The sequence below is a fragment of the Enterococcus sp. AMC1157 genome, from assembly GCF_058216555.1.
Window position 1 is genome coordinate 2,463,606 of record NZ_CM177099.1, and the last position, 23,699, is coordinate 2,487,304.

At 35.0% G+C, this 23,699-nt stretch carries 18 protein-coding genes and 2 pseudogenes; 18 read left to right on the forward strand and 2 right to left on the reverse strand.

Annotated elements, in window-relative coordinates:
• Positions 1-88 precede the first annotated feature (88 nt).
• The 6 genes and pseudogenes from serC to abc-f all read left to right on the forward strand — a co-directional run bounded on the left by serC (position 89) and on the right by abc-f (position 5,448).
• Positions 89-1,174 carry a 3-phosphoserine/phosphohydroxythreonine transaminase gene (serC, locus tag AC4BBX_RS12025; protein WP_490454062.1) on the forward strand — a complete coding sequence of 362 codons (1,086 nt, stop codon included), beginning with the start codon at positions 89-91 and terminating at the stop codon, positions 1,172-1,174.
• Positions 1,175-2,359 carry a 3-phosphoglycerate dehydrogenase family protein gene (locus AC4BBX_RS12030; RefSeq protein ID WP_490454063.1) on the forward strand — a complete coding sequence of 395 codons (1,185 nt, stop codon included), beginning with the start codon at positions 1,175-1,177 and terminating at the stop codon, positions 2,357-2,359.
• Between the two features lie 119 nt (positions 2,360-2,478).
• A pseudogene (locus AC4BBX_RS12035) lies at positions 2,479-2,922 on the forward strand (DUF3290 family protein).
• Between the two features lie 12 nt (positions 2,923-2,934).
• Positions 2,935-3,563, forward strand: a pseudogene (locus AC4BBX_RS12040) (DUF421 domain-containing protein).
• A gap of 78 nt (positions 3,564-3,641) precedes the next feature.
• A complete protein-coding gene (locus AC4BBX_RS12045; protein WP_490455829.1) occupies positions 3,642-3,800 on the forward strand; it encodes a hypothetical protein in 159 nt (52 codons plus the stop codon).
• An 82-nt stretch (positions 3,801-3,882) separates the two neighbouring features.
• Positions 3,883-5,448, forward strand: coding sequence for a ribosomal protection-like ABC-F family protein (gene abc-f, locus AC4BBX_RS12050; protein WP_490454064.1), 1,566 nt, complete (start codon positions 3,883-3,885; stop codon positions 5,446-5,448).
• 59 nt (positions 5,449-5,507) lie between these two features.
• On the opposite strand, the gene AC4BBX_RS12055 is transcribed toward abc-f, so the two are convergent.
• Positions 5,508-5,786, reverse strand: coding sequence for an amphi-Trp domain-containing protein (locus AC4BBX_RS12055; protein WP_490454065.1), 279 nt, complete (start codon positions 5,784-5,786; stop codon positions 5,508-5,510).
• A 120-nt stretch (positions 5,787-5,906) separates the two neighbouring features.
• Complete coding sequence (locus AC4BBX_RS12060; protein WP_490454066.1) at positions 5,907-8,249, reverse strand: ABC transporter ATP-binding protein/permease; 2,343 nt, start codon at positions 8,247-8,249, stop codon at positions 5,907-5,909.
• A gap of 217 nt (positions 8,250-8,466) precedes the next feature.
• Between AC4BBX_RS12060 and AC4BBX_RS12065 the strand changes: the two genes are divergently transcribed.
• From AC4BBX_RS12065 to AC4BBX_RS12120, 12 genes are all read left to right on the forward strand, one after another.
• Entirely contained in the window at positions 8,467-8,952 is a 486-nt protein-coding gene (locus AC4BBX_RS12065) for a MarR family winged helix-turn-helix transcriptional regulator (protein WP_490454067.1), read from the forward strand.
• A 94-nt stretch (positions 8,953-9,046) separates the two neighbouring features.
• Positions 9,047-11,113: a type I pullulanase gene (gene pulA / locus AC4BBX_RS12070; RefSeq protein ID WP_490454068.1), complete on the forward strand. Its 2,067-nt coding sequence runs from the start codon at positions 9,047-9,049 to the stop codon at positions 11,111-11,113.
• Between the two features lie 519 nt (positions 11,114-11,632).
• Positions 11,633-13,366, forward strand: a complete 1,734-nt coding sequence (locus AC4BBX_RS12075; protein WP_490454069.1) for a glycoside hydrolase family 13 protein — start codon at positions 11,633-11,635, stop codon at positions 13,364-13,366.
• Positions 13,367-13,377: 11 nt separating this feature from the next.
• Positions 13,378-14,652, forward strand: coding sequence for an extracellular solute-binding protein (locus AC4BBX_RS12080; protein ID WP_490454070.1), 1,275 nt, complete (start codon positions 13,378-13,380; stop codon positions 14,650-14,652).
• An 80-nt stretch (positions 14,653-14,732) separates the two neighbouring features.
• The gene (locus AC4BBX_RS12085) at positions 14,733-16,034 is read left to right on the forward strand and encodes a carbohydrate ABC transporter permease (protein WP_490454071.1); all 1,302 of its coding nucleotides are present in this window, start codon (positions 14,733-14,735) and stop codon (positions 16,032-16,034) included.
• 3 nt (positions 16,035-16,037) lie between these two features.
• Positions 16,038-16,874, forward strand: a complete 837-nt coding sequence (locus AC4BBX_RS12090) for a sugar ABC transporter permease (RefSeq protein ID WP_490454072.1) — start codon at positions 16,038-16,040, stop codon at positions 16,872-16,874.
• Between the two features lie 100 nt (positions 16,875-16,974).
• Entirely contained in the window at positions 16,975-17,679 is a 705-nt protein-coding gene (locus AC4BBX_RS12095) for a hypothetical protein (RefSeq protein ID WP_490454073.1), read from the forward strand.
• Between the two features lie 267 nt (positions 17,680-17,946).
• Positions 17,947-18,615 (forward strand): response regulator transcription factor, encoded by a 669-nt coding sequence (locus tag AC4BBX_RS12100; RefSeq protein WP_490454074.1) that lies wholly within the window; start codon positions 17,947-17,949, stop codon positions 18,613-18,615.
• A 101-nt stretch (positions 18,616-18,716) separates the two neighbouring features.
• Positions 18,717-19,640: an ABC transporter ATP-binding protein gene (locus AC4BBX_RS12105; RefSeq protein ID WP_490454075.1), complete on the forward strand. Its 924-nt coding sequence runs from the start codon at positions 18,717-18,719 to the stop codon at positions 19,638-19,640.
• Positions 19,633-20,436: a hypothetical protein gene (locus AC4BBX_RS12110; protein WP_490454076.1), complete on the forward strand. Its 804-nt coding sequence runs from the start codon at positions 19,633-19,635 to the stop codon at positions 20,434-20,436. Before AC4BBX_RS12105 ends, AC4BBX_RS12110 begins: the two co-directional genes overlap by 8 nt.
• A 108-nt stretch (positions 20,437-20,544) precedes the next feature.
• Positions 20,545-21,447 (forward strand): sensor histidine kinase, encoded by a 903-nt coding sequence (locus AC4BBX_RS12115; RefSeq protein WP_490454077.1) that lies wholly within the window; start codon positions 20,545-20,547, stop codon positions 21,445-21,447.
• Between the two features lie 429 nt (positions 21,448-21,876).
• Positions 21,877-23,637, forward strand: coding sequence for a glycoside hydrolase family 13 protein (locus tag AC4BBX_RS12120; RefSeq protein WP_490454078.1), 1,761 nt, complete (start codon positions 21,877-21,879; stop codon positions 23,635-23,637).
• Positions 23,638-23,699 lie beyond the last annotated feature (62 nt).

Below are 23,699 nucleotides of genomic sequence, written 5' to 3' on the forward strand. Positions count from 1 at the left end.
CACATCTTGAAAATGTACTAAAATCTTCAAGATAGTGAACATCTATTCAACTTGTCAAAAGGATTAAATTAAAGGAGTGTAAGAAAGTATGACAGTGTATAACTTTTCAGCTGGTCCTGCCGTGTTGCCAAAAGTAGTTTTAGAAAAAGCTCAAAAAGAATTAGTGAATTATCAAGGTAGTGAAATGTCCGTAATGGAAATGAGTCATCGTTCCTCCTTGTTTGACAAAATAATGAAAGATGCAGAACAACTACTAAGAGAATTAATGGAGATTCCAGAAAATTATAAAGTCCTTTTTCTTCAAGGAGGCGCAAGTTTACAATTTTCGATGATTCCCTTAAATTTAGCTGTAGGTAAAAAAGCCTTGTATGTCAACACAGGATCATGGGCAAAAAAAGCCATTAGTGCTGCAAAAACAATTGAAGGTGTTGAAGTGGAAGTGATTGCTTCAAGCGAAGACCAACAATTTACCTATATTCCAGAAATTACTAAAGAAATGATTGATCAAGAAGCTGCTTATCTACACATCACTACAAATGAAACGATTGGCGGAATCACTTATCAAAGTATTCCTGATGCTGGTGACGTCCCAATTGTCGCAGATATGTCATCTAATATTTTAGCAAATAATTACCGTGTAGAAGATTTTGGTTTAATCTATGCTGGTGCACAAAAAAATATTGGTCCGTCTGGTTTGACTGTAGTGATTATTCGTGAAGATTTATTAAATACCGAACCGATTTTTTCACCGATATTAGATTTTGCTGTACAAGCAAAAAATAATTCATTGTACAACACACCACCAACCTATGGCATTTATATAGCTAAATTAGTTTTTGAATGGTTAAAAGAACTAGGTGGAGTACCGGAAATTTTAAAATTAGATCAAGAAAAAGCCCAACTTTTATATGATACGATTGATTCTTCATCTTTATTTATCAGTCCAGTGGCGGAAAAAGACCGCTCGATTACCAATATTCCTTTTATGACTGGGAATGAGGACTTAGATAAAAAATTTAATCAAGAAGCATTAGCACAAGGTTTTCAAAATTTAAAAGGTCATCGTTCAGTAGGAGGCATGCGAGCTAGTTTGTATAATGCTTTTCCTAAAGAAGGTGTTGAAGCCTTGGTCGCTTTTATGAAAAAATTTGAAGAAGAGAATGGAGCGAAATAAATGTTTCAAATTAAAACGTTCAATGCGATTGCACCTGAGGGAATGAATCGTTTTGAAAAAGAAAAGTATGCCATTAATCAAAGCAAAGAACCAGTTGGTATTATGTTGCGAAGCCAAAAGTTACATGACTATGATTTTCCAGCTTCTGTTTTAGGTGTCGCACGTGCAGGGGCAGGGACCAATAACATTCCAGTTGATAAATGTACAGAACAAGGGATTGTGGTTTTTAACACCCCGGGAGCAAATGCCAATGCCGTGAAAGAGTTGGTAGTAGCTAACTTACTATTGAGTGTTCGTCCAATTTTGCAAGGTGCGATGTGGGTTCAAAATTTAAGTGGTAATGATATAGAAGAACAAGTAGAAGCCCATAAAAAACAATTTGTTGGAACAGAATTAGAAGGAAAAAAATTAGGGATAATTGGTTTAGGTTCTATTGGAGCAATGGTTGCAAACGATGCTTATCGTTTAGGAATGGAAGTTTTAGGTTATGATCCTCATGTATCAGTGGACACTGCTTGGACGATTTCTCGTCGTGTCAAACGAGCGAAGGAAATCTCTGAAATTTTCACCACTTGTGATTTCATTACCGTTCACGTTCCGTTATTGGAACAAACAAGAAATTTAATCAGTGATCGTGAATTAGCCATGATGAAACCAACAACTAAATTATTCAATTTTTCTCGTGGAGAGATTGTTGATAATGAAGCAGTTTTGAAAGCTATTAATGACGGTTATCTTGCAGGATTTACGACTGATTTTGCAGACGAGCGTTTATTGAATAATGAAAAAATTGTTGTCTTGCCACATTTAGGTGCTTCGACAGAGGAAGCCGAAATTAATTGTGCGAAGATGGCCGCCCGTACTTTAAAAAAATTCTTGGAAACAGGAGAAATTAAACGCTCTGTAAACTTTCCAACTGTTGAAATGAGCTTTTATTCTCCGTACCGTTTAACAATTATTAACAGAAATATTCCCAATATGTTGGGAGTTATTTCTTCAACGATTGCTAATGCAGGAATTAACATTGATAATATGATTAACCGTGGGCGTGGTAATCATGCCTATACCTTAGTTGATATTAATGAAGAAGATGAGGCAAAAATTGCTAATGTGCTAAATCAATTAGAAGCTACTGAAAATGTTTTGCGAGTTCGTTCAATTAAAAATCCAGAAAAAAGTTATTAAATGAAATTAATTAAAAACATCTGACCCTTAGAAATGACTAAGGAGCAGATGTTTTTTATTTATTAAAAAAATTTTTTCAAGTAAACTAAAATTAAACGACAATTGAGGTGAATAGAACAATGAATTTTTATGGAATCAATTATTTAGAAAATCGAGGAACAATCAATGACGTGATTAAGTATATTATTATTTTTGCAATTTTAATTTTCTTTATCTTTGTTTTTGTTCGTTACTTACGCTCTCGCTTACAAACAAAATATCGTGATTTGAGTTTGATTTTATTTTTGAGTTTATTATTTTTCTTGGGAACACAATATACACAATATCAGCAAGCTGAGGCGTAAGATGAAAGTACTTCTCAAATGGCAGGTTTTCTTCAGACGGTAGCGGATCAACTTTCGGTTCCGGTAGAAAAATCCTATACCAACAGTTTATCTATTTCAGATGAAATTTTATTTTTAGTAGATGAAGAGTACTATGTTTTACGCTTGAGTAATGATCAAAACTCATTTCGTTTAGAACAAACTTATTTAGTTAATAGTCACATTAATATTGTCGAATAGAGGAGGAGAAATATAGGGGCATATAGTCCGATTATTATAAAACTTGCTTTAGGTATATTATGTTTGATTGCCCAAATCAATATCATGGGAAAAGGGAATCTAGCGCCTTCTTCTGCGATGGATCAAGTTCAAAATTATGTACTTGGTGGAATTATTGGTGGGGTCATTTATAATGACGCAATCAGTGTCTTACAGTTTATTTTGGTATGGATCGTTTGGACAACACTGGTTTTAACCGTGAAATTTGCTAAAGAACATAATCGCATGTTAAAAGTATTATTGATGGTAATCCAACTACCTTGATTCATAATGGTAAAATTGATATTGCTACTTATTTAAAATACGGAATTTCTGCCAATCATTTGATGTTTAAGCTACGTAGTAATGGCATTTATGAAGTTGCTAAAGTCAAAAGAGCTGTTTTAGAGCAAAACGGACAGCTGACGATTATCGAGCAAGGAGATGAAAATATCCGCTATCCAATTATTATAGATGGTCAAATTAATGAAGATTTGCTAGATATTATTAATAAAGATGAAGAGTGGTTACTATCCAAAGTCCATGAATTAACTAGCAAAGAAGTCTCAGATATCTATTTAGGGGAATATATTTCTGGTGAGATTAAATTGTATGAATACTAAGTAAATGGCAAGGTTGTCATTTATAAAAAAATTCGCTATACTCAATTTGAAAGACAAGAAAAGGGGGGAACGTACTAAATGGTGTGCTTGGCTAAAAAAATAACAGCAACTGAAGAGTATCAACGATATCATATCAGTTTTAGTCATGCGATTGGTTTTACTGAAACGACCAAAGGGATAAGTATGTCCAAAAATAGTCGAATAAGTATAAAATCAATGACCAGTCAGTATGTTTAATCTTTTTTAAGAGTAAATAAAATAACAAAAGGTCATGGATACCCATGGTCTTTTTTGATTGGTCTTATAAGGAGTGCAAAGAATGTATATTCAAGCAAATAAGATCAGTAAAAACTTTAGTGGAAGTCCATTATTTGAAGAGGTTTCCCTTCAAATTAATGAGCAAAATAAAATTGGTTTAGTCGGACAAAACGGAGCAGGGAAAACGACACTACTTCAAATTCTTTTGAAAAACGAAGGAGTAGATCAAGGCGTTTTAGCACATAAAAAAGGTTTGACTGTCGGTTGGATTCCACAAAATCTAGTAAGTGATTCGGAAACAACATTTTCTTACATCTATCAGAGTTTTACCGAGCTGTCTGAAATAAGAGAACAGTTACAAAAATATGAAATACAAATGATGGATTTAGATGAAGAGATGGAAAAAGTCATCTTTTTATATGGTAATCTACAAGAAAAGTTTGAGGAAAAAGGTGGTTATCAATTAGAAGACCGGATTCGTTCTACGATGAAAGGTTTAGGTTTAGAGGACAAGCTTGTTTCTCCCTTAAATCACCTCAGTGGCGGGGAACGAGTGCGAGTAGAGTTAGCCAAGATTTTAACTCAGGAAAAGGATGTTTTATTTTTAGACGAACCAACCAATCATATAGACTTGCAAGGGATTGAGTGGTTAGAAAATTATTTAAAACTAACCAAAAGTGCCTATATTGTCATTTCGCATGACCGAGCTTTTTTAGATCAAGTGACTACAAAAATTATTGAGATTGAGGATCAACAACTAATTGAATATCCAGGAAACTATAGTACGTATCGTAAATTAAAGAAAGAACGAGATGTTTCAATCCAGAAAAGTTATGATCTACAACAGAAAGAAATTCAACGGATTCGTAAAATGATTCGCCGATACCGTCAATGGGGAAACGAAGGAGATAACGAAGACTTTTTCCGAAAAGCCAAGGAGTTGGAACGTCGTTTGGAAAAAATGACCTTAGTGAAACCACCTCAAGAAGTTTCTTCACGCCTCAGTCATATTAATCAAGCAGGTACTTCAGGCAAAGAAGTCGTTATTGCTGAGGGAATTGGTAAAATAATGGGCGAAAAAATTCTCTTTTCCGAAAGTAGCTTTCAAATTTTTCGTGGGGAACGTATCGCAATAATGGGGGAAAATGGTTCTGGGAAAACAACCTTACTCAATCTTATTTTAGGGCATGAAACTTTGGATGAAGGGAGTTTGAAAGTAGGGGCAAGTGTTAAGATTGGTTATTTGCCTCAGAAGTTAATTTTTGATGATTTGAATCAACGTATTCTATCTTATGTAATGAATAGTCTACCCAATGAACAAGAGGCTAGGCGTCAGCTAGCTCACTTTGGATTTTTTAGTATGGATGTGACAAAGCGCATCAAAGATTTATCTGGAGGAGAACAAGTCCGATTGTATCTATTACAATTACTTCAGAAAAAAATAAACTTTTTAATTTTAGATGAACCTACTAATCATTTAGATATTTATGCCAGAGAAGAAATAGAGGAGCTATTGGCTACTTTTACAGGTACGCTACTTGTGGTGACTCATGATCGTTACTTTCTAGAAAAGAATTTCACTCAAGCTTTATTGATTGAAGAAGGCATTCAAAAAATAGACATTTAAAAAACAGGGAGTCTCAATTGACCTATGATTGAACATAGGAATCGAGACTTCCTGTTTTTTTATTGAATAGACATTGATTGTGGGCCTTTTTGACCTTCTTGCCATTCTAATTCAATTTCAAAGGAATGCTTGGCACCTTTTTTCTCATACTTATATTCAGCAACAATTTGTTCTGGCGGGTTTATTGGAATAGATTCCGTTCCTTGGACAAATTCAAAATGACCCTCTTCTTTTAATTTTTTGGCGATAGTTTCTAAAGTAGTGGCAAATGCGACAAGTGTTTGTTTTTCTTCGTGGTCAATCAATACTTCTGTAACGGGTTTATTTGGGTCACGCATGGGAAAAACCTCCTTGTGTATTTGTTACTTTTATTATAAATCATTACGAAAGTTATTTAAATGGCAATGAAAAAAATGCGACCGTGAATGAAGTCGCACTCTCTTTGGTAAAAATATAGATTAATCTGCTCTTAAAGCAATTGCAGCATCTTTTTTAGCAGCCATTCTAGCAGGGATATGTCCACCGATAATTGTTAGAATTGTACTAATTACAATTAGAATGAACCCGTGGACTGGGCTTAATATCGCTACATTTTCCAATTCAGTTAAATTGTATAAAATAGCATTAATTGGGAGAGTCGCCATATAAGCAATGAAGACACCAAGTACACCTGATGCAACTCCTAAAATTGCTGTTTCTGCATCAAATACGCGAGTGATATCTTTTTTACGAGCACCTAAAGCTTTCAAAACACCAATTTCTTTTGTACGTTCTAGAACAGAAGTATAAGTAATAATCCCGATCATTATCATACTAGTGACAAGAGAGATTCCTGCAAAAGCAATTAAGACGTAAGTGATGGCATCCATTAATCCGCCTGTTAATTGGGTCATTGTGCCAGCTAAATCACTGTAAACAATCATATCTTCTTTATTTTTACCTTCATTATAGTCGTCTAAATAATCTAAGATTTGATCTTTTGAACTAAAATCATTTGGATAAATCATAATACTATAAGGAATAGCACTACCACCTAGATAGTCAATCAGGCTACTTTTGCTTGTTTCATCTAAAGGTTCATTCGTCATAACATTTAAATCACTATCATTTTGAGCTTGGACAATTGCTGAATCTTGATTGTTGTCAATTACCTTTTGGGCAAGGGCATCGCTATAGGCAATTCCTGGTGCTAATAAGTCCATAGTTGAAGAATTATTAATTCTCAAAACCCCTGTAATCGTCAATTCTTCATTTCCTTCATGAGTATAAATTTCTTCTAACTCTTGATTTGGAATGAAGTTCCCTGTTGGCAATTCTGTATAAACAGCATCGTTATAAGCTAAGGTAATTTTGGTTCCAACAATTTCAGAAAAAGGAATGGATTCGCCATTTTCTACGTCAAAACCTAAGTTTGTTAAGGCATTAATATTGGTTGTATTTCTATCATCAACAATTAAAACTACATCATTGGTTTCTTTAGGATAACTACCTTCTAAAACAGTATAGTTGTCTTCTAAATAATTCCCTTGGTTGTCATCTAATTGTTGTGGGAAAGAGGAAACTCCGACACCAGTTTGAGCAGCCATCATAGACATCATCGAACCTGTTTGACTACCTTCAGAAGAATCATTTGAAAATTTGACTTGCTCGATTTCACCATCAATATCTCTGAATAAATTCATGTTGACTAAGCGAGAGTATCCAATGTTGTTACTTAATTCAGGATTAATATTTTGAATATAATCGATGTATTCTTCGTCAATTTTATTTGTGTGTTGAGCTAAATCGGCCTCGCTTGTTTTAGCAACCACTTCGTTAGTGTCTGGGAAAGTTTCTCCTGACGCTTGATTTCTAAAGACTTCTGGATCTTGTTCAGCTGCAATTTGAGAAATCGTAATTGGAAACTGCGACAAAGTTTCAGATTGGGTTTGATTGATTTGGTTTTGAAACCCATTTGATAAGGACAAAACAATCGCAATACCAATAATTCCAATACTAGAAGCAAAGGAAGTTAAGAAAGTTCGTCCTTTTTTTGTACGAATGTTGTTAAAAGATAAACGAAGAGCGGTTGAAAATTTCATCTTCGTTTGTTTTAGTTCAAATAAATCTTTCTTTTTCCCTTCGATATGTGGATTTGAATCATGTTGAATTCGCCCATCTGAAAATTCAATGATGCGGTCGGCATATTGATTAGCCAATTCAGGATTGTGGGTAACCATTACAACTAATTTCTCTCTAGAAAGTTCTTGAATAAGTTCCATAATTTGAATACTAGTTTCTGAATCCAATGCGCCTGTCGGTTCGTCACAAAGTAAGATGTCAGGATCATTCGCCAATGCTCTGGCAATAGCTACACGTTGCATTTGTCCTCCAGAAAGTTGATTAGGACGTTTGTGCATGTGTTCTTTTAATCCTACACGAGTCAAAGCACTTTCTGCTTTTTTGCGACGTTCATCTTTAGAGACACCACTTAAGGTCATACCTAATTCCACGTTATCAATAATTCCTTGATGACTAATTAAATTATAACTTTGGAAGACAAAACCGATGGAATTATTACGGTAAGCATCCCAGTCAGCATCTTTAAACGTTTTCGTTGATGTACCATTGATAACCAAATCCCCAGAATCATAGGTATCCAATCCACCAACTACGTGTAACATCGTCGTTTTTCCTGATCCACTTGGACCTAAAATCGCCACAAACTCTTGCTTACGGAAAGCGACAGAAACACCATCCAATGCTTTAGTTGTTGTCCCACCAACTTTATAATATTTTTTTATATCTTTAATTTCTAACATATATTCACTCTTCTCTTCTTAATTTACCAACGGACACCTAACATATAGGTCATTTTTCAAGTTATCATAACAGTTAACAAAAATCAACAATCAAAGATTGATTATTTTGTGAAGATAAATTAAACTATTGCTATTCACATCAAAGTTGACAAAAGCAGACTTCGTTGTGTAGTGTAGCGAATGGTGACATAAACTATATGTGAAAAGAGGGAAAGGTATGGAACCAACATCAATAAATATCTCTGTATTTACAGACACTTTTGCTTTTTTAAGTAGACTTATTTTTCAAGAAATCGATACAGATTTAGAGAGTATTAAGTTAACGAAAATGGAGCTGCTCCTTGTTTTGATTGTTGCGACAAAAGAAGGAATTACTATGACGGAGTTGGCTAATCAAGTAGGAACGTCTAAAGTTCAAATCAGTCGCTCAATTAGTCGCTTAGAAAAAAATCATATGGTACAACGAATAACTAATCAAGACAATCGACGAATTGTTAATGTCCACATGACGGAGGAAGGAAAAATACTTTTTCAGTATAAAGAAGAACGAATTAAAGAAAAACTTGCAGCTACCTTTGCTATCTTAAAACCAGAAGACTATCAAAAAATTATGAATAGCTTTAAGGACATATTTGCTACTTTGATAAAGTATCCAGAATTTCAAAAATTCCATAAAGAAATTCAACCAGAAAATCCTGAGTGACAACTGGTTGAATTTTTTGTGTGGGCTTATGTAGCGAACTTGTCTATTCTAGTGTATGATGAAAAAGTATCAATATAAATGGGGAGGAACCAAAGTGAAGAAAAAAGTGACATTAGGACTTCTAGGAGCAGCAACTTTAGGAACAGGAGTGTTACTGGCTAAACGTTTTTTGAAAACGCCTACTTTATATAAAAAAGATTTTGCAAGTATCGCTGAAAAAATTAATGAGCTAGAAAATTACGCCTATGATCGTAATGATTTGGGTGTGCAATATACTTCAACTCGTTCTATTTTTAAAATGTGGGCACCTGATGCCAAAGAGGTAAAGCTTCATTTATATGCAACAGGTGATGTGGATGAAGATTCACGGGTAGCCACCTATAAAATGAATTATCAAAACAATGTTTGGAATGTGACGGTCAGAAAAAACTTGGAAGGTCTATTCTACACTTATGAAGTTACAAGAAAAAATGGAACGGTGGAAGTTGTAGATGTCTATGCCAAAGCAGTTGGTGTGGATGGAAATCGTGGCGCCATTATTGATTTTACTAAAACCAATCCAGAAGATTGGGAGATAGATCAGCAAATTCCGCATAGATCAATTACAGACTCTTACATATGGGAGGTTCATGTAGATGATTTCAGTTCAGCGGAAAACAGTGGTGTATCTGAAAAAAATCGTGGGAAGTTTTTAGCCTTTACTGAAAAGGACACGACTTTAAATGCGGAAGGGAAAATTCCGACAGGTGTCAATTATCTGAAAGAGCAAGGGGTGACCCATGTTCATTTATTGCCAGCCTTTGATTCTGATAATGAAGAAGAAGGGACTGCTTATAATTGGGGCTATGATCCTAAAAACTACAATGTACCGGAAGGGCGTTATGCAACCAATCCCCGCGACCCTTATTCACGGATTCGGGAATTCAAAGAAATGGTTCAAGCGTTACATCAAGAAGGAATTGGTGTTGTTTTAGATGTAGTTTATAATCATACTTCTGCTGCCGAAACGTCATGGTTAAACTTAAATGTACCTGATTATTATTATCGACAAGATGAAAATGACTATTTTGCGGATGGTTCGGCTTGTGGGAATGAAATAGCTTCTGAGAGAAAAATGGTTCGAAAATATATCATTGACTCTATTTTGTATTGGGCAAAAGAGTACCATTTAGATGGTTTCCGTTTTGATTTAATGGGTTTACATGATGTGGAGACCATGAACCAAATCCGCCAAACCTTAGATGACCATGGTCTTTCACATGTGTTAATGTATGGGGAACCTTGGGATGCTGGTACTAATCAAATAAAAGAACCCAATGTTCCTGCTAACAAAGTGAATGTTTCGCTGCTATCTGATCGTATTGCTATCTTTAATGATAATCTTCGAGATGGTATGAAGGGCTATGTTTTTGAAGATGAAAATAGTGCATTTGTTCAAGGGATGAATGGGGAAGAACAACCAATTAGAACTTTTTATGATTGGGAATTAGAACAGAGTATTCGAGGAAATCTTTTGTTCGATGAGCCGAGTGAAGTTCAGTGGGCAAAAAGCCCTTCCCAAGTAGTGAGTTATATTTCCGCTCATGATAATTTAACTTTATGGGATAAATTGGTAGCAACAACCTCAACAGTTGGTTATGAACGAAACGAAAGACTTGTTCAAATGAATAAATTAGCTGCTACCGTTCTGTTTACAAGTTCGGGTGCCATTTTCATGCAAGCAGGAGAAGAGTTTGCCCGCACAAAATTTGGCGATGAAAATTCTTATATCTCTCCAAGGAAAATTAACCAGCTTAATTGGGAACAGTTAGTGACTTTTAACGATTTACGAAAATTCTACCATGGTTTATGGCAAATACGAAAAGCTTACCCACCATTACGAGATATTACTAGAGAAACAGCGATGGCTATTCAAGTAGTAGATAATCAGGAAAATATGTTAGCCTATATTATTCCGAATAATCTAACTACAGGATGGAAAAAAATGGCAGTAGTTGTTAATAGCAGTCCATTTGAATCCACTGTTTCATTAGGAGAAGGGCATGAAGAGTGGTCTATCTTGGCAAGTAATGAGGGAGCAGGAATCGAGAGTCAAGGAATCCACGTGGGGAACCAAGTGACAATTTCTGGTCAAAGTTTGTTGATTTTAGTGATTGAATAAGACTCTACGTTAATGAAAAATTCACTCTCTATTATGTAGATAAATAACGAACAAAGGATTATTTGGTTAAGTTTATGACGTCTATGAATAAGTCTCAAAGCTTCAAGGAAATCTCTTATAACGAGATTTTCTTGAAGCTTTGAGCTTTTTTGTTTTAGAAATAAGATATGTTATAATATCCTGCTAGAGTATTTCCATTAACTAAGAAAGAATAAAAGTAGTCAAATTAGTGAAATATTTCAGAATATTCTCGGCAATCGGTTGCGTAAAATAGTTAGCGGATCCGATGCCTGGAAAAGGAATTTTTTGCAAATAGAAGAAAGATGAAGGATTAAAGTTAGCTATATTCATAAGATTTTTATTCGAAAATTAGAAAAAAAGGAAAAAAGTAAAAATAGTGCTTGACTATTGTCGCAAGCGGTTGCATAATTAACTAGTAAGGAACAAGTCCTTACTTAACAAAAAGCAATAGTTATTTGTTTTTAGTGATATCAGGATCTTTTTGCAAGGAGGAGTTACATGGATAAACAAGCAATCATGCATAAGACAAAAAGCAATTATGCGTATGCTTATGATGCAAATACACTACATTTTAGAGTACGAAGTAAAAAAAATGATTTAACTTCGGTAACCTTAGTTACTAATCATGAAGATGGTTGGATTCGTAATGAAGAAGGCGTCTACATGTGGCAGAAAAGACAAATTCCAATGAAAAAAGAGTTCTCAACAGAACTTTATGACTATTGGTTTACTGAGGTAGAGCCGGTAGATTTAATCGCCAGATACGGTTTCTTAGTTAATGACGGAGAAACAGAAATGGTATTTACAGAGAGAGGTTTTTTCTCACCAGAGGATACCTTCGTTCAAAACGATATTAATAGCTATTTTTCATTTCCATATATTCATCAAGACGATATTTTCCAAGCACCTACATGGGTGAAAGAAACTGTCTGGTATCAAATTTTTCCAGACCGTTTTGAAGACGGAGATGTTACTAATAATCCAAAAGAAGCACATAAATGGAATAGCACATCAGAAGCTGCTTTAGGTCAAGATGAGTTTTACGGTGGTGACTTAAGAGGAATTATTAATAAATTACCTTATCTATCTGAATTAGGTATTTCAGGCATTTATATGACACCTATTTTTAAAGCACCTACTTCTCATAAATATGATACAGAAGATTATTTTGAAATTGATCCACATTTTGGAACAAAAGAAGATTTACGAGAACTAGTTGATAAAGCACACCAACTAGGCATTCGAATTATGTTAGATGCAGTATTTAATCATATTGGTAGTACCTCGTATCAATTTAAAGATGCTTGGGAAAAACGTGAAAAATCAAAATATTATGATTGGTTCTTCTTTAAAGGGGATTCCTATTTAAACTTTTCACCGAATATGCCTAAATTAAATACAAGCAATCCAGAGGTTATTGATTACTTGATTCGAGTAACTAAATATTGGATTCAAGAAACAGATATTGACGGTTGGCGATTAGATGTAGCCAATGAAGTGGATCACAAATTTTGGCGTTTGTTCCGTGAAGCCGTTAAAAGTGTGAAAGCGGATGCTTATATCTGTGGAGAAATTTGGCATGATAGCCAAGCTTGGTTGAATGGCGATCAATTTGACGGTGTTATGAATTATCCATTAGCAAAACCGATTCAAGAATGGGTTGCGACAGAAAGAATCAATGGGAAAGACTTTGTCGAACAATTTGTTCATGCTTATACACGCTATCCTAAAAATCAAAACTTTGGCATGATGACTTTACTCGATAGTCATGATACGCCAAGAATTACGACCAATGCAGGAAATGATTTCCGAAAAGTCGATATGTGTTTTGCTTTGTTAGCAACAACACCAGGATCTGTCTGTTATTACTATGGCAGTGAGATTTATCATGAAGGTCATGATGATCCGGATAATCGTCGTTGCATGGATTGGCAATCAACGAAACAAAGTAATTTAAAACAATTAACATCCTTGAGAAAAGAATATCCGGTATTCAGTTATGCAGGGGACTATGATTTCTTGTTGACGGAAGAAAATACAGTGATTTTCAAGAAATACTCAGAGGATGATGTATTGTACTTTATTTTTAATACCCAGGGTAATAACGAGATTGAAGTGCCAGATGAAATGAAAGGAGGAAACTTTGTTGATTTAATCAGCCAAGAAACAATCTCGATAGAACAAAATATAGCATTAAAAGAATATAGTTATTTCATTATGAAAACAAATTAGGGGGAAAAACGATGAAATCAAATTGGAAAAAACTTAGCTTTTTAGGAATATCTGCATTATCTTTAGTGGCTTTAGCTGCTTGCGGCGGGGGTTCTGATAATGGAACAGGATCAACAGATGCGGCATCAGGTGGAGATAACGGTGGCGATAAGACATTAACTGTTTCTGTAGGTCTTGACTATGTGGACTACGTAAATGAAGTAAAAGCAGCCTTTGAAGAAGAGCACGGCGTATCAATTGAAGTAGTTGAAAAAGATATGTTTGAACAATCTGATGCTATGCCATTAGATGGACCTGCAGGCTTAGGCCCAGACGTAACAATGACACCATTTGACCGTGTAGGACAAGGTGGCGCTCAAGGATACTACGCTGAAATGACATTACCAGATGATGGTCGTTTTACTGAAATTGACCAACGTCAAGTAACTTTAGAAGGTACAGTTTATGGACAACCGGCAATGGTTGAAGCATTAGTATTATTCTATAACAAAGACTTAATTTCTGAAGCTCCAACAACTTTTGCTGAATTAGAAGCATTAGGTCAAGATTCTGCTTATGATGTAGATGGCGGAAATGTTGGTTTCTTAGCTAAATGGACTGACTTCTACTTCACTTATGGTTTACTTGCTGGTTACGGTGGTTATGTATTCGGTGAAAACGGAACAGATCCATCAGATGTAGGTTTAAACAATGCTGGTGCGGTTGAAGGAATTGCTTATGCAACTGAATGGTTCCAAAATGTATGGCCACAAGGTATGTTAGACGTTACAGCAAACAGCAACTTAATTACTGACTACTTTACTTCAGGTCAAACAGCTGCAGTTATTGATGGACCTTGGAATGCAAGTAACTTTAAAGAAGCTGGTTTAGATTTAGGTGTTGCTAAGATCCCTACTTTAGACAATGGTGAAGAATATGCAACATTTGGTGGTGGTAAAGCTTGGGTTGTAAGTAACTTCTCAACTGAAAAAGAATTGGCTCAAGAATTTGTTGACTTCTTAACAAATGAAGATAGCCAAGACAAATTGTATGAAATGAGAAATGATGTTCCTGCGAACTCTCAATCTCAAGCGAAAATCGTTGACGGTGGTGGCGATGAAGTTTCTGCTGCAGTAATCGAACAATACCAAGTTTCTGAACCAATGCCAAACATTCCACAAATGGCTGAAGTTTGGGATGGCGGACAAAACATGTTATTCGATGCTGGTTCAGGTAACATGACTCCTCAAGAAGCTGCGGATAACGCTGTAAATACAATTAACGAGTCTATCGAAACAAAATACTAATCTTAATTATAAGGAATTGGGGATAATTTCATTATTCCCAATTTCCTATATTTATTTTAGGAACTACACAGAAAAGTTAGGTGAGAACAATGGAAACATCAAAGAAAAATCCAGGTCTTGCAGCACTCTTGTCAATTATCCCTGGTTTGGGTCAATTTTATAATCGCCAAGTGTTAAAAGGAATTCTATTTTTAGCAATTGCTATTGGTTTTGTCGTTGAACTTTTGTCATTTGGTTTTGAAGCATTTCATGGCTTTATTACACTAGGTACAACTCCAATGGTTGATCATTCATTGTTTTTGATGATTTATGGGACACTACAAATTATTGTTACAGTCATTTTTATCATTTTTTGGGCAATTAACATTCGTGATGCTTACAAAATTGCCAAAAATTGGAATGAAGGAATTAAAGTCAACACTAGTGTTAAAGATATGTTGTTTAATGTTTATGAAAATGGATTTGCATATCTCTTAACTATTCCGGCATATTTAGTTATGACGATTTCAATTATCTTCCCGGTATTAGTAACAATTTTCATGGCATTTACAAATTATGATTTTAAACATATTCCACCGGCAAGCGTGTTGGATTGGATTGGTTTTGGTAATTTCACTAATATTTTTACTTTAGCATCTTATAGAGCGACTTTTGTAAAAGTATTTCAATGGACAGTTATTTGGACATTGTTATCAACAACACTACAAGTTTCTCTTGGAATACTTTTAGCGGTTGTAGCTAATCAAAGTTTTATTAAGTTTAAACGTATTTTTGGGGTAATTTTCTTATTACCATGGGCAGTTCCTGCGTTCATTACGATTATGAGTTTCTCGAATATCTTTAATGATACTGCTGGGGCAATCAATACCCAAGTTATTCCAATGCTTAATAATATTCCTTTTGTTGATATTGGTCAGATTGCTTGGAAAACTGATCCGTTTTGGACAAAAACAGCAATTATTTTAATTCAAGGTTGGTTAGGCTTCCCGTATATTTATGTGATGGTAACCAGTATTTTACAATCTATTCCTGAAGATTTATATGAAGCAGCAAAAATTGATGGTGCAACAGCGATTCAACGTTTTTCAAATATCACATTACCGTCTATTTTCTTAGTTGCAGCGCCAACATTTATCACTCAGTACACAGGGAACTTCAACAACTTCTCGATGATCTACCTCTTCAATGATGGAGGTCCAGGAAGTTTGGGGAATAACGCTGGGAATTCAGATATTCTGATTTCTTGGATTTATAAATTAACAACAGGTGGTTCTCCTCAATACTCAGTTGCAGCAGCAGTTACTTTGATTATCTCGGCGGTCGTTATTACAATCTCAATGTTTGTATTCAAACGTACCAACGCCTTTAGTATGGAGGATTAAGCGATGAAAGAAAAACACAAACGATTATTAAATAAGATTGCTACTTATGCCTTTTTAATTGCTATCTCTATAATTGTTATTTACCCTTTGTTAATCACAGTGACATCAGCCTTTAAGGCAGGGAATTTACTGGCCTTTAGACTTGATTTTACTAGTGAATGGACGTTAAATAACTTTAGACGATTGTTTAATGAAACCTTATATTTGACTTGGTATAAAAATACCTTGATTGTAGCTATTTCAGTAATGATTATTCAAGTAACAATTGTCACTTTAGCTGGTTACACTTATAGCCGCTATCGTTTTACTGGAAGAAAACAAAGTTTGATGTTCTTTTTAATCATTCAAATGGTTCCAACAATGGCCGCTTTGACTGCCTTCTATGTTATGGCATTATTGTCAAAAGGTTTGGATCAATTCTGGTTCTTAACACTGATTTATATTGGTGGAGGAATTCCAATGAATACATGGTTAATGAAGGGCTACTTTGATACAGTTCCAATTGACCTAGACGAGTCGGCGAAATTAGATGGTGCAGGACACTTCCGAATTTTCGCTCAAATCGTTACACCACTTGTTCGTCCGATGATTGCAGTACAAGCATTATGGGCGTTCATGGGTCCTTTTGGTGATTTCATGCTAGCACGTTTCTTATTACGATCACCAGAAAAAATTACAGTAGCAGTAGGTTTACAAACGTTCATCAATGATTCAAGAAATCAACGGGTCGCATTATTTGCGGCAGGTGCGATTTTAATCTCACTACCGATTGCCATTTTATTCTTCTTCTTACAAAAGAACTTTGTATCAGGCTTAACTGCTGGAGGTACGAAAGGTTAGGTAAACAATGAATAAGCACTTTCCGATAAATTTTTTTAGTTCGCTATTTTCTGTCAATAAGATGTTTGTCAATCGCGACAAATATAACTGGGCACAACTCTTGTTAATTTTTGTTTTTGTTAATTCCTTACTATTGATTCCTTTGTCGCTTTCAGTGACACAAAGAGGAAGTGAACTAGTAGATGAATTAATTCCACAAGAATTTGTTTTACAAGAGTCAATTGTTGAAGCAATCAATGCTTTGTCTTTTGAAGACTTTCAACTAGTGACGGATCACTCAGAGGTTATTGAAGAAAACCCAGAATTAATCGTAGGAACAAATTTGACTGAAGAAACAATTAATCATCGAATGGGATTAAATTTCCAAAAAGATATTCTTGATGTCATTCTTTTAAGAGATGGTGAAACATATGCTATTCAGTTAGTTTATTCAGACAATCTTATCGGGAATTTGAAGCAAGAGGATATTTTAACAGGGATTAAAGAAGAAGTCTTCAGACAAAACGCTGGTGCAATTTCCTTATCTAGCATCTTGAATTTGGGATTCATTATTCTGATGATGAACGTCTTGTTGCTAGCCGGAGTAGCTGTCGTTTTCTTCTTAACCAAAAAAGCTTCTGCCATCAAAAATTTTAAAGAAAGTGTGACGATTGCTTTAAGTCTAATGACTGGCGGGACAATTATCGCTACATTGGCTTCAATTATCACAAAAGATATATTTGTCCTATTTGGTATTCAATCACTTTGGATGGTCGGTCTAACTATTTTCATGTATGTTAGCACACGGTTTAAAGAAACAGAATAAAATAAGAAGAGTTGTGACGTCGATCACAACTCTTTTTTTGTGGTCTTGAAAGCAAGCTTGCTGTAATGTTTAACCCCCAGAATTACAGGGGAAATAAATTATTATTTTCTTAAAGAAGTGAGCTCACACAAAAAGGAGAGCAGAAAGTGAAGCAATATCGCTAAAGATAAATGATTGGTTTATTCGATAAATAAAGGTAAACTAATTGATAGAGAGTTATCAGAATACAAAATCCACAATAGCATAAAGAGGGGAGTTAAAAATTACATGCAAAAAATTTTGGTGATTGAAGATGATGATACAATCAATCGTTTATTGTTTGATTTGCTTAAGGATAGGTATGATGTGACACAAGCTTATGCTGGAACTGAGGGGAAAAGACTACTTGAAAGTGAGTCCTTTGACTTATTGTTATTAGACTTAATGCTCCCTGGAGTGTCGGGAGAGGAGCTCATTTCAACAATCAGAGAGCAATCGTCAGTCCCTATTATTGTGATTACTGCCAAAGCGGAAGTAAATGTGCTAGCGAATGTTCTAAAAATTGGGGCTAATGATTATATTGCTAAACCGTTTAATTCAATTGAGGTGTTAGCACGTGTAGAGGCGCGATTAAGAGGTACGGATAGTCAAGTCGTATCCCAACAATTGTCTCTTGAAGATATACATATGAATGAAGAAAGTCATCAAGTGATTATCAATAAACAAGAAGTTTCCTTCACTCAAAAAGAATACGAGCTGTTGAAATGTTTTCTCGAACACCCTAAAAAAGTGTTTACCAAAGCTAATTTGTATGAAACAGTCTGGAATGCGCCTTTTTTAGGTGATGACAATACGGTAACTGTCCATGTCTCCAGATTGAGAAATAAAGTCAATCAGTACAGTCAAAAAGAATGGCTACAAACCGTTTGGGGCGTAGGATTTAAATTTCAAAAATAAAACGAATCGATTTAAGACTTTTGTAAGACTTTCGACAGAAGAATGAAAAGGTTGTTCTATATACTTTGTTTGTAAGATAAATTTTTGTTGGAGGGAAAAAAATGGACAATATTATTGAAACAAGACAATTGACAAAACGTTATGGAAAATATCAAGCGTTGGAAAATGTGTCGATTAAAGTTCGTAAGGGTGAAATTTATGGTTTGATTGGTAAAAATGGTGCAGGTAAGTCCACTCTATTTAGAGTATTGATGGGTTTATCATCTAGTACAAGTGGTGGGATGGACATTTACGGCAAAGAAACAGCGAGCGGATTAAATGAAAGTCGCCATAAAATTGGTTTTATGATGGGGGCCAAATTTTTCCCTTATTTAACAGCAGAAGAAAATTTGAATTATTATCGAAAAGTTAAAGGGATTTCTGACAAAAAAGAAGTTGAGCGAGTACTAGAACTGGTTGAAATGGCTGACGTTAAGAAAAAATTCCGAACTTTTTCGATGGGAATGAAACAAAGGGTAAGTATCGCAAATGCCTTACTAGGAAATCCGGATACTGTTCTTTTAGATGAACCGATCAATGGACTTGATCCACAAGGAATTGCTGATTTCAGACGATTAGTTCAAAAGCTCAATCGTGAACGGGGCATTACTTTTGTGATTTCTTCGCATATATTAGGTGAATTAGGATTGATGGCGACCCGCTTTGGTTTTATTCATGAGGGAAAGTTACTTGAAGAAATTAATCGAGAAGACATTCAGAAAAAAACACAAGAACAAATAATCATTAAAGTAGATCAACCTGAAAAAGCTGCCGTGATTGTAGAAGAACATTTTCCGGGAGTTCGTTATACTATTAATGGGGATCATGAATTGTTAATCATGGATATGACCGACCAAATCAATGAAATAGCCAAACTTTTAGTGAACAATCATCTTGAATTGTATAAACTGATGGCGCAATCATGTTCATTAGAGGAGTACTACCTAAATTTGATTGGCTACAAAGGGGGAGAAAACAATGATTAATTATATCAAAGCAGATTTATTTCGTGTGTATCATAAAAAGTCAAATTATGTTTTTTGGAGTGTGATTGTTGGTCTGTTTATCCTGATTGTTTCACTAACAGTCAGTCAAATGATGGGTGAGGCAGCGGATTTAGGTGGATTTTTAACAGAAACTGTGAAATTTGTTTTGTTACAAATGGGAATCTTAATTTTTGGTGGGCAGGCATATTATACGGTGTATCTGGACGATTTATCGGCAAGCAACTATCCGAATTTGTTTAGTACAGGCATCTCGAAATTACAATTTGTGTTAGCAAAAATCATTATTTTAGTCACCTATTTGTTGTCTTTGTTTATTGCCGGAGCGCTAGCCTTTTTTGCAGTTGCAGGCGTCCTTACTTTATTCTTGGGAAATATCCATTTACCAATAAGCGAGATTTTATTGATTGGTAAAATTTGTGCAATGATTTTATTAGGCACGCTAGGTTACGCAGCACTTGCTAATCTCATCACTTTTTGGAGCCAAAAAGCCAATTTATCCACTGTCTTCTTCTTTTTATTGATTATCAGCTTGATTAATCAAATGGCTAAAATGATTTCAACAATTCCTGGATTAGACTTTTTGGAAAAATGGTTGGAGTCTACTTTGTCTTCATCTCTTGGAGAAGTATCAGTAAATGCTATCACTGGTGCACCGCTAGCTAATCTGACGCAATCAATTAATCACGTATGGCTGACTGCACTTATTTATGTCCTTATTTTTAGCAGTTTATCCGTCTTGCTATTACAAAAAGTAGAAATTAAAGAATCAAACTAATTGCTACCATTCACAGTTATCTTTTTAAACTACTCGCTGCACTACACAAAGAAGTCTGCTGTAAATAGTAACAACTAATTCCGTGAAAGTTTAGAATGGAGGCACAAAATGATTATTTTATTTGTTATCAGTCTGTTAGTGAATGGATTTTTTCTAGTGTATATCATAGGGATGAGACGGGGAATGAAACGTTCTACTGAACATCTAAGTCAAGTGACTGATGGCAATTCAAGAATGTCTTTGCCACTTTCAGGAAGTGCGACTTTTGACGAATTTATTGGAGAAGTGAATCGTTTAATGGAACAAATTAACCAACAAACGATTGAATTTAAACAAGCCATCGATGAAAATAAGCGGATGGTTTCGTCCATTTCTCATGATTTCCGTACCCCGCTTACTTCGATGTTAGGCTATGTGCAGCTGATGAAACAAAAAAATCAAGACCCAGAAAATCAAAAATATTTATCAATCATCGAAGAACGTACCCAGTTATTGGGTAACTTGGTTGAAGATTTTTACACTTTGAGTTTACTTAATTCTGAGGAATCAGGTCAAGATAGTGAATGGCTTAACCCGATTATCTTGGTGCAAGAACAATTGGCAACCTATTACGAAGAATTAGAGACTCATTTTAATCATATAGATATCCAGTTGGATACTCATGCAATTTGGACGGAACTAAGCAAAAATGATTTTCAACGATTAATGAGCAATCTAATCAAAAATGCGATTCAACATGGGACAGAATCTTTTAAAGTGTTACTGATGATGCTAAACGATCAAGCGATCTTTTACTTTGAAAATAAAGTGACTCATCCAGAAAAAATTGAGGTTGACAACCTTTTTGAACGAATGTATCAGGCTGACGAAAGCCGTAGTAATCATTCTTCTGGTTTGGGATTAGCTATCGCTCTAAAAATTGCAGAACAAGCTGGTATGGCGTTATCAGCAAGACTCAATGGTAATACATTGTCATTTGTGTTAGAGATGACGATTGTCAAAGAAAAATAGAATGGTTTGTTTTTTGATAGGATGAGTGTATATAGTTAGACTTTAGGTATAGGGAATCATCTTAGCGAGTTAAAGATAGAAGAATTATACAGCCTAGATAGCAGATATTTCCTGCTATCTAGGCTGTATTTGAATGTCAGCAAATGAATATCGGGTGTTAATGAAGGGGTTTCAAAGGTTTATTGCGGTCTCTTAAGATTAGTTGATTTTCTGTAAAGTAAGTTTCTTGAAGTTTTTCAATAGCTTATAGAAAGAGTAGTGATTTTTTTATTATTAAAGCAATCGATTGCTCTGTTGGTTGTATATTCTGTTAAAAAACCATGACAAAAGAGCTTTTACTAATGCAATCGGTTGCTTTATAACTTGAAAATTGATTTCTTCTATGGGATAATAAATTGATTGATTTTTAATATAAAGGAGAAATTATTTATGAATACCGCAGCAATTTATCATCGACCAGAAAGCGAGTTTGCTTATCTATATACTACCGATACCATGCACATCCGTCTAAGAACAGCTAGAGGAGATGCTCGTTCAGTGTCTCTTTTACATGGTGATCCTTATCTATTGGGGAAAGAGCAATGGTATAAAGAACCATCTACTATGATTCAAACTTTAACGACAGATTTATATGATTATTGGTTTATTGAAGTCACAGCGCCATTCAAACGTTTATCTTACGCATTTGCTATTGAGGGCTTTGACGGGATTTCTATGTTTTATGGAGATCATGGTGCATTTCCATTAACTCGTGAATATTTAGAAATGGCTAATAATTATTTTAGAATGCCTTTCTTTCATGAAGTGGATCGTTTTAAAGCGCCTGATTGGGTAAAAGAAACTGTCTGGTATCAAATTTTTCCAGAACGTTTTGCTAATGGCGATCCTAGCAATGATCCGGAAGGAACCTTGGCTTGGGGTTCGAAAGATCCTGGCGTGCAAGATTTTTTTGGTGGAGACTTACAAGGTGTGTTAGATCATTTGGACTACTTGGAGGATTTAGGAATTAATGGATTGTATTTCTGTCCGATTTTTGAAGGTTTCTCTAACCACAAATACGATACAATTGATTACTTTAAAATTGATCCCGCATTTGGAGATGCCGAACTGTTTAAAAAATTAGTTGATGAATGCCACAAACGAGGCATGAAAGTCATGTTAGATGCTGTATTTAATCATATGGGTGATACGTCTCCACAATGGCAAGATGTTTTAGAAAATGGCGCAGAATCAAAATATGCGAAATGGTTCCATGTAAATGAATTTCCAGCAACCTATACGGAAGCTTCGTTCTATGAAGAAGCAACAGATTTAACTTATGATGTTTTTGCCTTTACTCCACATATGCCTAAGTTGAACACAGCCAATCCAGAGGTTCAAGCCTACTTATTGGAAATTGCTCGTTATTGGATTGAAGAATTTGATATTGATTCATGGCGTTTAGATGTAGCTAATGAAATTGATCATGCTTTTTGGAAGAAATTCCGTCAAGTTTGTGATGAAGCTAAGGATGATTTTTATATCTTGGGAGAAATTTGGCATTCTTCTCAAAGTTGGCTTCAAGGAGATGAATTTCATGGCGTGATGAATTATGCTTTTACGGATGCCATTATGGGATACTTTATTAAGAATGAACTAACTATGAGTAAAATGGTTTCTGAGATGAACAATCAGTTGATGCTTTATCGAGATCAAACCAATCAAATGCAATTTAATGTATTAGATTCTCACGATACACCACGTTTGTTGAGTGAAGCAAATGGCGACAAAGAGTTGATGAAACAAGTAATGGCCTTTACCTATATTCAACCTGGCGTTCCTTGTTTGTATTATGGGGATGAAATTGGTATGGATGGAAAAATGGATCCTGATTGTCGTAAATGTATGGTTTGGGAAGAAGAACAACAAGATTTACAAATGCTTGAATTTATGAAAGAATTGATTGGTTTGCGTAGAAACAAACAAAAAATCTTATCAGAAGGTACTATCTATTGGAAAAAAGCGGATGAGGAAACAGGTGTGATTGTTTTTGAAAGAAGACTAGCAGATACTGTACTCAAAGGGGTCTTTAACACTGGACAGGAACCTGCATATATTGAAAAAGAAACGGTCGTGTTTTCTAATCTAGTAAATGCTGGAGAACAACTAGAAATTCAACCACGAGGATTCGCTATTATCATAACTGAATAAAAAAGATAAAGGAAACAAGGATAATCATTCTTGTTTCCTTTATCTTTCATCATTAAATAGGA